This is a genomic window from Streptosporangium sp. NPDC002544, from assembly GCF_040295965.1.
Taxonomy (GTDB): domain Bacteria; phylum Actinomycetota; class Actinomycetes; order Streptosporangiales; family Streptosporangiaceae; genus Streptosporangium.
Genome location: NZ_JBEOWJ010000070.1, coordinates 1 through 14,697, shown reverse-complemented (window position 1 = coordinate 14,697; position 14,697 = coordinate 1). Strand labels below are relative to the sequence as shown.

10 protein-coding genes are annotated in these 14,697 nt (G+C 71.1%); 5 read left to right on the top strand and 5 right to left on the bottom strand.

Annotation, left to right across the window (positions count from 1 at the left end):
- Nucleotides 1–128: 128 nt before the first annotated feature.
- Nucleotides 129–1,418, bottom strand: coding sequence for a cryptochrome/photolyase family protein (locus tag ABT061_RS47755; protein WP_350930356.1), 1,290 nt, complete (start codon nt 1,416–1,418; stop codon nt 129–131).
- Nucleotides 1,419–1,570: 152 nt separating this feature from the next.
- Here ABT061_RS47755 and ABT061_RS47750 point away from each other — a divergent pair, with 152 nt between their 5' ends.
- The 3 genes from ABT061_RS47750 (at nt 1,571) to ABT061_RS47740 (ending at nt 3,329) form a co-directional block, all read left to right on the top strand.
- A complete protein-coding gene (locus ABT061_RS47750; RefSeq protein WP_350930355.1) occupies nt 1,571–2,485 on the top strand; it encodes a MerR family transcriptional regulator in 915 nt (304 codons plus the stop codon).
- Nucleotides 2,486–2,625: 140 nt separating this feature from the next.
- Nucleotides 2,626–3,150 (top strand): RNA polymerase sigma factor, encoded by a 525-nt coding sequence (locus tag ABT061_RS47745; protein ID WP_350930354.1) that lies wholly within the window; start codon nt 2,626–2,628, stop codon nt 3,148–3,150.
- The gene (locus tag ABT061_RS47740) at nt 3,147–3,329 is read left to right on the top strand and encodes a hypothetical protein (RefSeq protein ID WP_350930353.1); all 183 of its coding nucleotides are present in this window, start codon (nt 3,147–3,149) and stop codon (nt 3,327–3,329) included. Before ABT061_RS47745 ends, ABT061_RS47740 begins: the two co-directional genes overlap by 4 nt.
- A 28-nt stretch (nt 3,330–3,357) precedes the next feature.
- Here ABT061_RS47740 and treZ read toward each other — a convergent pair whose 3' ends face one another.
- The 4 genes from treZ to ABT061_RS47720 all read right to left on the bottom strand — a co-directional run bounded on the left by treZ (nt 3,358) and on the right by ABT061_RS47720 (nt 13,123).
- Nucleotides 3,358–5,085, bottom strand: coding sequence for a malto-oligosyltrehalose trehalohydrolase (gene treZ, locus ABT061_RS47735; protein ID WP_350930352.1), 1,728 nt, complete (start codon nt 5,083–5,085; stop codon nt 3,358–3,360).
- A gap of 3 nt (nt 5,086–5,088) precedes the next feature.
- Nucleotides 5,089–7,575, bottom strand: coding sequence for a malto-oligosyltrehalose synthase (gene treY, locus ABT061_RS47730; protein ID WP_350930351.1), 2,487 nt, complete (start codon nt 7,573–7,575; stop codon nt 5,089–5,091).
- Entirely contained in the window at nt 7,568–9,673 is a 2,106-nt protein-coding gene (glgX, locus tag ABT061_RS47725) for a glycogen debranching protein GlgX (RefSeq protein ID WP_350930350.1), read from the bottom strand. The genes treY and glgX overlap by 8 nt, the downstream gene beginning before the upstream one ends.
- A gap of 117 nt (nt 9,674–9,790) precedes the next feature.
- Entirely contained in the window at nt 9,791–13,123 is a 3,333-nt protein-coding gene (locus ABT061_RS47720; protein ID WP_350930349.1) for an ATP-binding protein, read from the bottom strand.
- Nucleotides 13,124–13,352: 229 nt separating this feature from the next.
- Between ABT061_RS47720 and mscL the strand changes: the two genes are divergently transcribed.
- Nucleotides 13,353–13,781: a large conductance mechanosensitive channel protein MscL gene (gene mscL / locus ABT061_RS47715; RefSeq protein ID WP_350930348.1), complete on the top strand. Its 429-nt coding sequence runs from the start codon at nt 13,353–13,355 to the stop codon at nt 13,779–13,781.
- Between the two features lie 70 nt (nt 13,782–13,851).
- A complete protein-coding gene (locus tag ABT061_RS47710; RefSeq protein ID WP_350930347.1) occupies nt 13,852–14,490 on the top strand; it encodes a hypothetical protein in 639 nt (212 codons plus the stop codon).
- Nucleotides 14,491–14,697 lie beyond the last annotated feature (207 nt).

Below are 14,697 nucleotides of genomic sequence, written 5' to 3'. Positions count from 1 at the left end.
GGGGCCCCCCCCCCCCCCCCCAAAAAACCCCCCGCAATCCCCCCAACCCCGTCCCCCCGGCGGGGCGGTCTATCCCCCGCCCCAAACCCCCGCCCACCGGCGGGGTTCTCGGCACCGGAGCACTCACTTCAGTCCACGGAGACGAGCGGCGCGGGGTAGCCGGGGACGCCCGAGGGAAGTTTCCACGGCTCGTGGATCACCCGCTTCGGCAGCGCGGCGAGCTCGGGGACGTAGCGGCGGACGTACTCGCCGTCCGGGTCGTACCTCTTGGCCTGCCGGATGTGGTTGACGGGCCGGTTGGGCCGGGTGTCGTTGCCGGTCCCCGCGACCCACTGCCAGTTGCCGTAGTTGCTGGCCACGTCGCCGTCGAGCAGCCGCTCGAAGAAGTGGTCGGCCCCGACACGCCAGTCGACCCGCAGCCGCCTGACGAGGAACGAACCCACGATCAGGCGGGCCCGGTTGTGCATCCAGCCCTCGGCGAGCATCTGCCGGATCCCGGCGTCCACAATGGGGATTCCGGTCATGCCCTCCTTCCACGCCTGCGCCGCGTGGTCGTCGTCGCGCCACTCGTGCCCGCGCGGGCGGTAGTCGTCCCGGTTGATCCGCGGGAAGGCCCGTGTCACCTGATGGAAGAAGTCCCGCCAGCACAGCTGCCTGACGAACTCGCCGGTGTCCCCGGCCTCCCTGGCCAGCGCCTCCAACTCCAGCGGCGAGACGCAGCCGAAGCGCAGGTAGGGGCTGAGCCTGGAGGTGCGGTTGCCCGCCATGTCGTCGTGGCCGTCGGCGTAGTCGTCCACGCAGTGTCTCAACCACTGCTCCATCCTCCGGCGCCCGACCCTCTCACCACCCCTGAACAGCTCGTACGTCTCGTGCCCGGGTTCGGGTAGCCTGCCGGGGCTCAGGGCCCCGGGGACACGGACCACACCGGGTGCCTTGAGCACCTCCCTGCGTGGTCGCCGGCTCCAGGCCCGCCAGTAGGGGGTGAAGACCCGGTAGTGGTCACCGCCGCCCGACGGCCTGAGCGCGTCCGGCGGCACGACCGTCAGGCCGGGGAAGGTGCGGAACTCCACCCCCGCGCGCTCGCACTCCGCCGCCAGGCGCCGTTGCCTGCGGTGCGCGAGGGCGCTGACGTCCATGGTGGCGTGGACCGCCCCGGCCCTCGACTCCCCCGCCAGGCGCATCGTCTCCGCGACCGGATCACCCCTGCGCACGACCAGCTCACCGCCCCGCTCACGGAGCGATCCGCGCAGGTCGGCGAGGCATTCGGCGAGAAATCCCAGGCGGTTGCCGACGGGTATGTCGGGGTCGATGACGAAGAGTGGTATGACATGACGTGCGCGCTCGCACGCGGCGGCGAGCGCCGGGTGGTCGTGCACCCGGAGGTCACGGCTGAACAAAACGATCACAGTATCGGTCACGTTTTCCTTTCGCCGGGCCACGCTCCGCCGGTTGCATCCGCCGGGGGCTCGGAACTCGAAGGAATGTCCAGGGAGCGACCGCTCGTGTCGCCTGTCACGCTGGTACGGCAGTAGCGGGCTCGAAATGGGATGAGATGGAAAAGCAGCGACAGGTGACCGCTGATGAGGAGCCGGGATACGGCATCGGCGCCGTCTCACGACGCCTCGGCGTGCCCGCCCCCACGCTGCGGACCTGGAACCTACGCTACGGCGTGGGCCCGAGCCGCCGGAGCCCCGGGGGGCATCGACGCTACGACACCCGCGACCTGTGGCGCCTGGAGGAGATGAACCGGCTCATCAGGAGCGGGGTTCCCCCCTCCGACGCGGCACGGGAGGTCCTGCGGATCGAGGCCGTCCCACCGGCGGCTCCGGAGGTGAGCACCGAGGAGATCCCCTCCTTCCCCCTGGCGGAGCGGCCCGGCATCCCCACGGCGGCGATGCTGGCGCGGGCGGCGATGACGCTGGACAGCCGAACCGTCCACGACTGGGTAGAGGCGTCGCTGGCCAGGCACGGTGTGCCGTGGACCTGGGAGCGGCTGGTGATGCCGGTCTTCGAGACGATCTGCGACCGCCAGGCCGAGAGCGGCGCGAGCGTCGAGATCGAGCACCTGTTCTCCGACCGGCTGCTGGCGGCGCTGATCCGGCTCACCGCACGCCCCGCCCGGCCGGTCAACACCCGCCCCGTGCTGCTCGCCTGCGCCGAGGACGAGCAGCACAGCCTGCCGATCTACGCACTGGCCGCCACGCTGACCACCGAGCACCAGGTGGAGACCCGGGTGCTGGGCGCCAGGACCCCCTACCCGGCGCTGGCGGACGCGATGCGCCGGCTGGGCCCCTCGGTGGTCTTCGTCTGGTCCCAGCTGTCCGCCACCGGTGACCCCGCCCCGCTCGCGTCGCTGCCCGTGCTCCGCCCGCCGAGCCTGGTCGTCGCGGGCGGTATGGGCTGGCGGGAGGGGCTGCCGGTGTCGGTCCCCCACGTCACGTCGTTCCAGGACGCGCTCACCCGCGTCCTCACCGCCCTGGCCTGAGCTCGGCCTTTCCACCGGCGGGCCGGATCCTCCTTCTCCTTCCCGTTGATCGGCGTGCCACCGTGCCCTTGCTTGCGATCACGTCGACCGGCCAGGTATGAATAGGTTTTGAATAAGTTTTCTCGGTGAGCGGAGGCGTCATGACGGACACCCTGAACATCCGGTTCGCCGAGGGCGACGATGCGGCCCTGGCCGAGTGCTTCCGCGCCCACGGCTCCCTCATCCGCTCCTACCTGCGGCGATTCGTACCGCAGCAGGAGATCGAGGACCTTCAGCAGGTGGTGTTCGCCGAGGTCTGGCGGTCACGGCACCGCTTCGACCCGGCCCGCAGCCTCCCCGCCTGGATGCTCGGCATCGCGCACAAGCGCGCGGTCGACCAGCTTCGGACGCGCACCCTGCGTACGGTGCCGCTGGACGTGGTGGCGGATCCGGCCGGCGACGACGGCAGGGCCGACGGTGACGGCATGGCCGAGCGCGACCAGGTGCGCCGGGCGCTGGCCAAGCTGCCCGAGTCACAGCGCCAGGCGATCGAACTGGCCTACTACGGCGACCTGACCCAGCGGGAGATCGCCGAGAGGCTGAGCGTCCCGCTCGGCACGGTCAAGGCCCGTACCGCCCGCGGTCTGCGCCGCCTGTCCGACATCCTCACCCTGGCCGCGGCGTGAACGGCCGTCATGGAGCGGATCTTCGCCCACCTCCGGCTCCCCGCGCGCTGCTGAAGAGCGACCGGCGACCCCGGGACCCGGTGTCCTTCCACGCCCGGCACAAGATGCGGCCGCCGGCCCACCACCCCGCGGCCTACCGGCAGGCGGGGCTGGTGGTGGCTCAGGCGGACACCAGGTGACCGCCTGAGCCTGTGGCCACCGCGGCGGTCAGCCGGGCGGGTTCAGCCTCACCACCGCGAGGGAGCGGGCGGGCAGGGACAGCTCCTCTCCCCGCACCGTCGCCGACGCCTCCGAGGCGAGCAGGATGTGGCCGGGCGCGGACCGTCCTGGCCCGAGCCTGACGGTGAGCGGGACCGGACCGAGGTTGGCCGCCACCCTGAGCCCTCCCCGGTGGACGACCAGCCAGGACTCGCCGTGGTCGACCCGGACCCGATCCAGTCTCGGGTCCGTCAGTTCGGGGTGTGCCCGGCGCAGCGCGATCAGGGCCCGGTACCAGTCGAGATGGGCCCGGTGGGCGTCGTCGTCCAGCTCGCTCCAGTCGAGCTTGGAGCGCAGGAACGTCAGCTCCTCACCGGGATCGGGGGCCTTCTCCGCCCAGTCGTCGTAGCCGAAGCCGACGAACTCCCGCCGCCGTCGGTCGGCCTCGCCCTCGCGCAGGTGCGACTCGACGTGATCTGTGAAGAACAGGAACGGCGTGCGCGCGCCCCACTCCTCCCCCATGAACAGCATGGGGGTGAACGGCGAGGTCAACAGGAGCCCGGCGGCCAGCCGGAGCGCCTCGGGCGCCAGCCGGTCGCCCTCCGCGCGGTTGCCGATCTGGTCGTGGTTCTGCGCGCAGCAGACGAAGCGGTAGCCGGGCAGGTGGGCCGCCGACCGGCCGTGGGACCGCCCCCGGAAGGACGAGTAGGTCCCGTCGTGGTAGTAGGCGCGGGTCAGCACCTTGGGCAGTGCCCCGTGGAAGTCGTCGTAGTAGCCGTGCCGCTCCCCGCTCACCGCCACGTGCAGGGCGTGGTGGACATCGTCGTTCCAGGCGGCCGCCAGACCGTACCCCCCGGCCTCACGGGGGGTCATCAGCCGGGGGTCGTTGAGGTCGGACTCGGCGATGAGGGTCAGCGGCCTGCCCACGGCCGCCGACAGCGCCTCCGTCTCGGCGGCGATCTCCTCCAGCAGGTGGACGGCCCGGTCGTCGCGCAGGGCGTGCACGGCGTCCAGCCGCAGACCGTCGATGTGGTAGTCGCGCAGCCACTGCATCGCGTTGCCGACGAAGTAGGCGCGCACCTCGTCGGAGCCGGGGCCGTCCAGGTTGACCGCCTGCCCCCAGAAGGAGGAGGCGCTGGAGTGGAAGTAGGGGCCGAAGGGGGCGAGGAAGTTGCCCGAGGGGCCGAGATGGTTGTAGACGACGTCGAGGATCACCCCGAGCCCGCGCCGGTGGCAGGCGTCCACGAGGCGCTTGAGCCCGTCGGGGCCGCCGTAGTTGTCGGTGACGGCCCACAGGTCCACGCCGTCGTAACCCCAGTTGCGCCCGCCGGGCACCGGCGGCACCGGCATGATCTCCACGAAGTCGACGCCGAGCTCCGCCAGGTGTTCCAGCCTGCCGATCGCCGCGTCGAAGGTGCCCTCGGGGGTGAAGGTGCCGATGTGCAGCTCGTAGATGACCGAGCCCGGCAGGTCACGCCCCCGCCACAGGGCGTCCCCCCACTCGAAGCGGTCGTGGTCGTAGACCCGGCTCGGGCCGAAGATCCCCTCCGGCTGCCAGCGGGTACGGGGATCGGGCAGCGCCTCGCCCCCGTCCAGCCGGAACCGGTAGTCGGTACCGTGCCCGGCACCGGGCACCTCCGCGGACCACCAGCCGCCGCCCGCGGACGACATCGGGTGGTGGACCTCGCCGATCTCCACGTCCACCGCCGTCGCCCGTGGCGCCCAGACCTCGAACATGGGTCAGTCCCTTTCCAGGAGTGCGACGGGGTGGACCGAGAGCAGGTGGGCGAGCGGGATCCTGCCGGTGTGCTCGGCACCGGAGAGCAGGTCCCGCCAGGTACCGTGCGGCAGGGTGAGCGTGCTGCTCCCCCAGCCGCCGCTCCGCTCCAGGCCGACCGGCAGCCGGGTGGCCACCGCCACCGCCCGCTCCCCCCTGGCGAAGGCGATCGCGTGCTCTCCGGCCTCGATCGGGACGTACGGTGCCGCGGGGTCCAGCCTCCGCCGCAGGTCCAGCGCCCGGCTGGTGATCGCCAGCTTGGCCTCGTCCCATGACAGGCCCTCGGTGGCGGGACTCGGGTGTGCCTGCCCCGGGTGGGCCTGGCTCGCGTGAGCCTGGGCCGCCGAGAGCATCCGGCGGCGCAGCGGGAAGTCGACCGGGCGGCGGTTGTCCGGATCGACCAGGGAGAAGTCGGTGATCTCGTTGCCCCAGTAGAGGTCGGGCACGCCGGGCAGCATGAGCTGGACGAGCTTCTGGCCCAGCGAGTTGGACCTGGCGTACGGCTCGATCCGCGCGGTGAACTCCCTGATCGAGGCGCCGCACTCCTCGACGGCCCGGGTGACGAAGTCGCGGATGCCGCGCTCGTAGGCCGGGTCGGGGGTGGCCCAGGAGATCGAGGTCTTGGCCTCGCGGGCCGCCTTGAACAGGTAGTCGAAGAACCTGTCGGGGCCGATCGGCCAGGAGGCCATCAGGTTCTGCCAGGCCAGGTAGTCCAGGGCCGGGTCAAAGGAGACCTTCGAGGACCACTCGCCGACCGCCGCCGCCCACTCCTCCGGAAGCTCGGACAGCACGGCCAGCCGGGCCCGCACGTCCTCCGAACGCTTGGTGTCGTGGGTGGACAGCGTCGTCATCGTGCCCGGCGGCATCCGCCGACAGAACGCGTGGAACTCCTCGATCGGCTCGCCGAACCTGTCGGGCTCGCCGCCCACCTCGTTCAGGCAGGACAGCGGGTACCAGCGGTAGAGGGCGGTGTCCTCCACCCCCTTGGCCATCACCGGGCCGCAGGTCTGCTGGAAGCGGGCGACCGCCTCGGCGGGCCCGGCCAGCACCCGCTGGACGACCTCCGCCACCGGAGCGCCCTCGGGCAGCCGCCCCGCGGCGACCTGTCCGGCCTCCTCGACGATCTGGGCCGAGATCTCGGGCACCGGCTCGCCCGGCACCACGTAGGCCCGGTAGACCGGCATCGCGGCGAGCAGCTCCACCAGCGTCCGGCGGTCGGAGCCGACGACGGCGTGCAACCTGTCGATCTCCGAAGCGAAGAACAGGCTCAGCACCTCCGCCTTGGACTCGCGGACCACCGCGGCGTAGCCGGCGGGCATGCCGGTCTGCAGGGTGAACAGCTCCACCAGCGGCTCTTTTCCCGCCGGGTCGACGAACAGCCCGGTGATCCGGTTGAGCACCTCGTAGCCGGTGGTCCCGTCGCACTCCCAGTCCGCGGGCAGCCGTTCGGAGCCGATCAGGATCTTCTCCGCCACGGTCCACACGCCCGAGGCGGCGCGCAGCCGCGACAGGTAGCCGCGCGGCTCGGCGAGCCCGTCGGGGTGATCCACCCGCAGCCCCTGGATGATCCCCTCCCGGACCAGCGAGAGGATGACGGCGTGCGTGGCGTCGAACACCTCCGGGTCCTCCACCCGCAGCCCGATCAGCGAGGACACGTCGAAGAACCGGCGGTAGCCGGGCCCGCGCCGCCAGTCGACCAGCCGGTAGTTGGTGTCCGGCAGCGGGAAGACGTGGTCGTGGTAGCGCAGCACGTCGCCATCGGCCACCACCTCCCCCGAATCACCGAGCACCGGCATGTTCACCTTGCCGTCGCCGCCGGCCCAGTCGATGTCGAACCAGGACGCGTACGGCGACTTCTGCCCCTCGGCGAGCACCGACCACAGTTGCGCGTTGCCCGACTCCGGCACCGGGACCGTCATGTGGTTGGGCACGATGTCGACGACGACGCCGATCCCGTGCTGGGCGAGCGTCGCCGACATCGCCCGCAGTCCCTCGATCCCGCCGAACTCCGCGCGGACACGTGAGTGGTCGGTCACGTCGTAGCCGTGCCGCGACTCCGGCACGGCCTGCAGGATCGGCGACAGGTAGACGTGGCTCACCCCCAGGTCCCGCAGGTACGGGGCCAGCTCGGCCACCTTGTCGAACCCGAAGTCGGGGGTCAGCTGGAACCGGTAGGTCGAGACCGGCACCTCGTAGGAGCCGGGCGAGGGCGGCGGCTCGGGTACCTCCTCGGGGAGCCCCGCCGGCTCTGGCACGTCCTCGCCGAACAGTGCCGCCCCGGGGTCCGGCAGGACCTCGCCATGGGCGACCTGCGGCGGGATCACACCGGGCACCGGCTCTCGCGGTACGACAGTGGGCACCGGCTCGGGCGGGACCACGGTGGGCGCGGGCTCCAGGGGAGCGGGCTCGGGGACGGGCTCGGGGGTGGGTTGCGTGATGGGCTCAGACACGGCGCAACACCCTCACCGAGCGGCCGACCACCGGCACGCTCTCTCCGGCCCGGCAGACCCGGGTGTCAACCGTGATCGGCATCGCCGTGTCGATCTCTGTCAGCCACATCTCACCGTAGTCCTTCGGAAGGGTGAACTTGATGACGTCGTGGTGGGCGTTGAACAGCAGCAGGAACGAGTCGTCGACGATCTGCCGCCCCCTGCGGTCGGGCTCGGTGATGGCCTCACCGTTCAGGAAGACGGCCAGCGACCTGGCGTAGCCAACGTTCCAGTCGGCATCGGTCATCTTCTCCCCTCTCGGAGTGAGCCAGGCGATGTCGCTGAGGTTCTCCTCGGAGCCTCGTACGGGCCGCCCGTAGAAGAACCTGCGCCGCCGGAAGACCGGGTGGTCGGCGCGGAGCTTGGCCAGCCGCCGGGTGAAATCGAGCAGCAGCCAGTTCTCCCTGACGTCGGACCAGTCGACCCAGCTCAGTTCGTTGTCCTGGCAGTACACGTTGTTGTTGCCCCGCTGGGTGCGGCCCAACTCGTCGCCGTGGGAAATCATCGGAACGCCCTGGGACAGGAAAAGAGTGGTCAGGAAGTTGCGCTTCTGCTGCTCGCGCAGGGACTCGACGGCCAGCGGGGCGGGCCCCTCCTCACCGCAGTTCCAGGAGCGGTTGTCGTCGGTGCCGTCCCGGTTGTCCTCACCGTTGGCCTCGTTGTGCTTGCCGTTGTAGGAGACGAGATCCTGCAGGGTGAACCCGTCGTGGCAGGTGACGAAGTTGATGGAGGCGGCGGGGCGGCGGCTGTCGTCCTGGTAGAGGTCGCTGGAGCCGGTCAGCCTGGAGGCGAACTCGGGCAGCGAGGCGGGCTCACCTCGCCACAGGTCGCGGATCGTGTCGCGGTACATGCCGTTCCACTCGGTCCACCTGGCGGGGAAGTTGCCCACCTGGTAGCCGCCGGGGCCGACGTCCCACGGCTCGGCGATCAGCTTGACCTGTGACAGCACCGGATCCTGCTGGACCAGGTCGAAGAAGGCGCTCAGCCGGTCGACCTCGTGCAGCTCCCGCGCCAGCGTCGCGGCCAGGTCGAACCTGAAACCGTCCACGTGCATCTCGATGACCCAGTAGCGGAGCGAATCCATGATCATTTGAAGCACGTGCGGGGAGCGCATGAACAGGCTGTTGCCGGTGCCCGTGGTGTCCAGGTAGTACCGCCTGTCGTCGTCGACCAGACGGTAGTAGTCGGCGTTGTCGATGCCCCGCATGCTCAGCGTCGGGCCCAGGTGGTTGCCCTCGGCCGTGTGGTTGTAGACCACGTCGAGGATGACCTCGATGTTCGCCTCGTGCAGGGCCTTGACCATGGCCTTGAACTCCAGCACCTGCCCGCCGCGCTGCCCGGTGCTGGAGTAGGCGTTGTGCGGGGCGAAGAACCCGATGCTGTTGTAGCCCCAGTAGTTCGTCAGCCCCCGCTCGACGAGGACGTGGTCGGTGACGAACTGGTGCACCGGCATGAGCTCGATCGCCGTCACTCCGAGCGCGGTCAGGTGATCGATGATCTCCGGATGCCCGATCGCCGCGTAGCTGCCCCGGATCCGCTCGGGGATCTTCGGGTGGTTGATCGTCAGCCCCTTGACGTGCGCCTCGTAGATCACCGTGTTGTGGTACGGGGTGCTCGGCGGCCGGTCGTGCCCCCAGCCGAAGAACGGGTTGATCACGATGGAGCGCGGCACGAACGCGGCCGAGTCCGCGTCGTTACGGCTCTCCGGATCGCCGAAGCGGTAGTCGTACACCGCCTCGTCCCAGTTCACGTCCCCCTCGATCGCCTTGGCGTAGGGATCGAGCAGGAGCTTGGCCGGATTGCACCGCTGTCCCCTCCGCGGGTCGTACGGGCCGTGCACGCGGTAGCCGTACCGCTGCCCGGGACCGACGCCGGGTAGGTAGCCGTGCCAGACGAAGCCCTCACACTCGGTGAAGTTGACTCGTGTCTCCCGGTTCTCCTCGTCGAACAGGCACAGCTCGACGCGTTCGGCGGCCTCGGTGAAAAGCGCGAAGTTGGTCCCCGCGCCGTCGTAGGTGGCCCCGAGAGGATAGGGATCACCCGGCCAGATCTCGATCATTGCACCGCCCTTCAGCGGTGAACAGATATGCCCCGTCTCAGCCTGGACATGCGCACATCTCCATACCTGCAGGAGTGATCTCGGAGTTGCCCGACGGCATGCCTGGACGGGCCGGGGTCAGGCCGGGCGGAACTCATGGGCCAGCGCGCGGAACGCGGGTTCGTACACGCGCAGTCCCGCCCCGGCGGCGAACGCCTCCGCCGCCCGCAGGTGTGCTCCGGCCCGCTCCTCGTCACCGTCGAGCAGGGCCAGCCGGGCCAGGCACAGGTCGGTCAGCGACCAGCCGAGCAGCCGTCCCGCGTTCGGGGCGAGCCTGCGGTACAGGATCTTCCCCGCGACCCCGTCGCCGAGCGCCGCGCAGATCTCGCTGACGGCGTCCGGTACGAACCGGTAGGCCAGCTCGGGGCCGAGTGCCGCGAAGCCGTCGCGGGCGAGTTCGGCGAAGTCCTCCCGCGCCTCGTCCGTCCTGCCCAGGTCGATCAGGGCCAGGCAGCGCAGGAGCCGCCAGGGGATCTGCCCCGGACGGTGGGCGAGCATCTCATCGGAGAGCGCGAGCGCCTCGCCCGCCGCCCCCGCCGCCCGCAGCGAGAGGAAGCGGAACGTCTCCCGCCGCAGCAGCGCGTCGCCCCTGCCCAGCGCGCCCTCCGGGTGAGCCGCGCCGGACGCGTCGGCCGCGGCGAGCGCGTCCGTGAACCGCCCGGCCAGGTAGGCGTGGACCGCGCTCTGCCAGGCGGCCAGGCTGACCGCCGAGGGGAGCCGGAGCCTCTCCGCGCTCTCCCGTAGCCAGGCCAGCAGCTCCGCGGCGGGGCCTGCGGCGCCCTGGGCGTTCAGCTCGACGTACTCGTTCTCCCTGCCGATCCACTCGGTGGCCAGGTCGCCGGTGCGGCGGCCGATGTCCACGATCTCGGCGACGACCGCCCGCCGGTGGTCGTGGTCGTGACCGGACCGCAGCAGGATCTCCAGGGCGATCAGCGTCCTGGACAGGGTCCGGTCCTCCCCGGTGCGGCGGGCCAGCCGCACCGCCTCCTCCGCCATCGCCACGCTCCGCTCGACCGGCCGGCCGGTGGAGCCGGTCAGCGCGACGGCGGCGAGCAGCTGGGCCCGCCACGGCGAGCCCTCTGCGAGGTCGGAGGCAAGCACCCGGTCGATACGCCCGGCCAGCCTGTCGATCCCGGTCATCTCCTCGTACATGGCCAGATAGATCGGGTTGGAGAATCCCAGCACCGCCCTGGCCAGCCGGTTGTCGTCGCCGAGCCCTTCGGCGGCCTGCGCGGCGGCCTCCAGCGAGGCGTGGGCCGCGCTGCTCATCCCCGCGGCCGCCTGTGCCTCGGCCAGGTCCAGCAGGAGGTCGCAGCGGAGCGCGCCGTCGGGCCCGGGCAGCCGGTCGATCATCGCGATCGCCTGTTCCAGGTCCTCCACCGCGTCCTCGTGGGCGAACTGCGCGGTCGCCTGGGCCGCCGCGCGCCGGGTGTAGCCGATGGCCCTGCCCGCCATCGCGGGGGTCAGCAGGCCCTCGCGACAGTGGTGGGCGATCTCGGTCAGCCGCGTCCCGCTCCGCTCCTCCAGCACCTCCGCGATCCGCGCGTGCAGCCTCCTGCGGCGTAGCGGCGGCAGCGCCTCGCGCAGCACGTCGCGGACGATGTCGTGGACGAACCGGCAGCTCGGCCCCTCCCCCTCGACCAGCAGCCGGGCCCCCACCGCGGCGTCGACGATGTCGAGAACCCGCCCCTCGGGCAACTCCGCCACGCGCGTCAGGATGTCGGTCGCCGCCTCCCTGCCCAGCAGCGCCGCGACGGTCAGCACTTCCTCGGTGTCGGGCGGCAGGTGGGCCATCCGGCCGCGCACCACGTCCGAGAGCGCCTCGGGGGTCTCCCCCAGCTGTAGCACCTCGCCCAGGAAGAACGGGTTGCCCGCGGTCAGCCTGCCCATCTCCCCGGCCCGCCCCGGGTCGGCGCCCGCCCGTCCCAGATACTCGCGGATCTCCTCCTCCGCCAGGCCGCGCAGCAGGAGCCGCCGCACGTGCGGCAGCCGGAGCAGCACACCGAGGGTGTGCTCCAGCGGCTCGCCGGGACGCACGTCGGTGTCGCGGTACGTGGCCACGACCGTCAACTCCGGGCAGAGCCGGGTGGAGGCCAGGAACTCCAGCAGCCGCAGCGAGGAGGTGTCCGCCCATTGGAGGTCGTCGAGGACCACCAGCACCCGGCCGTGCTCGTTCAGCAGCCGGGCGAACGCCTCGTACAACTCGAACTGCCCCGCCGGCCCCTCTGGTCCGGCCTGCCCGGCTCCGGCTCCGGCGAGTTGTGCCAGTTCGCCGTCCCTGCCGACCAGGTCCTGCACCGCCTGCGTCCAGGGCCAGAAGGGGGGCGCGCCGGTGCCGTCCCAGCAGCGGCCCCACACCACCCGCCGGCCCCGCGCCCGCGCGACGTCGGCTGCGTACTCGGCGAGGCTGGTCTTGCCGATGCCCGGCTCCCCGGCGAGCAGCACCACCCGGTGCCCGTCTCCGGTGACCGCCCGCTCCAGCACCCCGGCCTCCGCCTGCCGGCCCACCAGCCCGGTGCCGTTCTCCAGCCCGGCCGGCTCCGCCGCCCCTGCCGCTCTCTCGGCACCGGTCGCCTCCGCCACGACGGCTGTCTTTCCCGCGTCGGCCGCCTCCGCCGCTCCGCCCGGCTCCGCCGTGTGCCTGGGTCGCAGCGCGGGATCCTGACCAAGGATGCGCCGCTCCATCTCCCGCGACCGGGGGTCGGGGTCCAGCCCCAGGTCCTCCATCAGCAACCGGCGTCCCTCGGCGAGCAGGCCGAGCGCGTCCGCCTGCCGTCCCGCCTGGTAGAGCGCGTGGGCGGCGAGCGTCCGCAGCCGCTCCCTGAACGGATGGGCGGCGACCAGCTTGGTCAGCCCGCTCGTCACCGCCGCTCCCCGGCTGAGCGCGAGCTCCGCCTCGGCCAGGTCCTCCTCGATCGTCAGCCGCAGCTCGACCAGGTGCACGCGCTCCTCCGCCGCCCAGGAGGACTCCGCGAGACCGTCAAGCGGTTCTCCGCTCCACTCCCCCAGGGCCAGCCGCAGCTCCCGCACCGCCCCCTCGTGATCTCCCGCCGCGCCCAGGCTCCTGCCCTCGGCCACCTGCTCCCGCACCCTGCCCAGGTCGATCGCGGCGGCGGGGACATCCAGGACATAGCCTCCCGGCCTGCTGGTCAGGACCTTCGGGGGCACCTCTCTCGGCCTGCCCGGCTCGAAGACGCGACGGAGTTTGGAGACGTACGCCTGCACGGTGTTGAGCGCCCCCGGAGGAGGGGCGTCCTCCCAGAGGGCGTCGATCATCCGGTTCGGCCCGACCGGTCGCGGGGCCGCGAGGACGCACATCGCCAGCACCAGCCGCTGCTGGTAGGGGCCGATGTCCAGTACCGCCCCGCTGTCGGCGATCACCTCGACCGGGCCAAGCACACGAAAATCCATCCGGCCACCTCGCTCGCGAACTGCGCCGATATTAACCTTTCGCACCAGCTGTCCCGTCCAACCCGTAACAGTCCCGAGGCTTCCAGCTCCGCATATTCTCGATCGGACGCGTTAACCTCCGTCCAGACCACCCATCAGGGGGTTCCGGTGGACTGCCGGAAAACAGCGGAGCTCTGGTCGCCGCCCTTCCCGGGCAGCGGCCCTTCTTCACGAGTGGAGGACATGAGGAATGGGTGGATTCAAGAAGTTCCTGCTGAGAGGGAACCTCGTCGAGCTGGCCGTGGCGGTCGTGGTCGGGGCGACCTTCAGCGGACTGGTGCAGGCCCTGGTCAAAGACCTCATCACGCCGTTGATCGGGGCGGTCACCGGCGGCCGGGAGCCGGACTTCTCGGATTACGTGTTCACGGTCAACGGCGCCAAGTTCATGTACGGCGACTTCATCAACCACCTGCTGAGCTTCCTGATCATCGCCGCGGTCATCTACTGGCTCGTCGTGATGCCGATGACCCGGCTGATCGGCTACTTCGACCGGAACAAGGAAGCCACCGAGAAGGAGTGCCCGGAGTGCCTCAGCGACATCCCGGTCGCTGCCAGGCGCTGCGCGTTCTGCACCGCGGTGCTGTCGGAGATCCCCATCGCCGACAGGCCCCCGGCGTAGGCGTCTTCTCCTCCTGGGCGGTACGACCTTCCGGTCGGCCGGTGAGAATCCTTCGGAGGAGAATGAGAGCGTGAGCTTCGAACTGGCCGTCTGGCACGAGCCCAAGCCGATCATCAGGGAACACGCTGAGAACGTCTTCCATACGTTCCGTCACGGCAAGCCGCATGGCGCGAGCCCCCACCCCGAAGGGCAGGAGCCCGAGGAGGGTCACCCCGGGGTGGCGGCGTTCGTCGAGCGGCTTCCCGAGGCCGAGCCGCTCTCCGCGGCCTTCGCCCTGGTGACCGTGGACCTGGAACGGGCCGACGAGGTGGCGTCCGAGGTCTTCGCCCTGGCCGCCGAGTGCGGACTGGTCTGCTACGACCCGCAGCGCGGCCTGGTGCACAACCTGTCTCCACGAGGCGTCTATCCCACCATGGAGATGCGTACCGGCGACGGGATGATCGTGGTCGGTCCCGACCTTCAGCTCATCTCCGACGCGCTCGCCACCATGTCACCGCAGAACCCGTTCACGGCGCTGGTCGTCTTCGGCGAGCACTTCGTCCAGAGTTCCCCGGAGATCTCGGGCTACGAGCTGGAGTACAAGGACAGCGTCCGGGACCGGATGTTCCGCACCCATGTTCCCGACCTGGAGGCGGTTCAGACTGCTTTCACCGAGTACGCCACTGGGGAGCGCGCTTTCCTGGAGCGGCACGACTGGCGTCTCGTCTGACTTTTCCGGGTGCGGTTTTCGCTGTGCGCTGCGGTGAGCGGGTGTTCCGGACCGGCATCTCGTCTTCGGCGTGCCCGCTGCGCTGCTTGTTCGCCGTGCCCGCTGTGCGGGTTTTGCGCTGTGCCCGCTGCGGTGGGCGGGTGTTCCGGCCGGCCGTCTCAGTGGCCGTCTGGTGATTTCGGCCTCCGGCCTGCTCGGGTGTGGTGG

What these genes read in the sequence shown, in the direction of transcription:
- treZ (WP_350930352.1), bottom strand. Translation starts at nt 5,085, where the DNA reads ATGTTCGAGGTCTGGGCGCCACGGGCGACGGCGGTGGACGTGGAGATC.
- ABT061_RS47720 (WP_350930349.1), bottom strand. Translation starts at nt 13,123, where the DNA reads ATGGATTTTCGTGTGCTTGGCCCGGTCGAGGTGATCGCCGACAGCGGG.
- mscL (WP_350930348.1), top strand. Translation starts at nt 13,353, where the DNA reads ATGGGTGGATTCAAGAAGTTCCTGCTGAGAGGGAACCTCGTCGAGCTG.
- ABT061_RS47745 (WP_350930354.1), top strand. Translation starts at nt 2,626, where the DNA reads ATGACGGACACCCTGAACATCCGGTTCGCCGAGGGCGACGATGCGGCC.
- glgX (WP_350930350.1), bottom strand. Translation starts at nt 9,673, where the DNA reads ATGATCGAGATCTGGCCGGGTGATCCCTATCCTCTCGGGGCCACCTAC.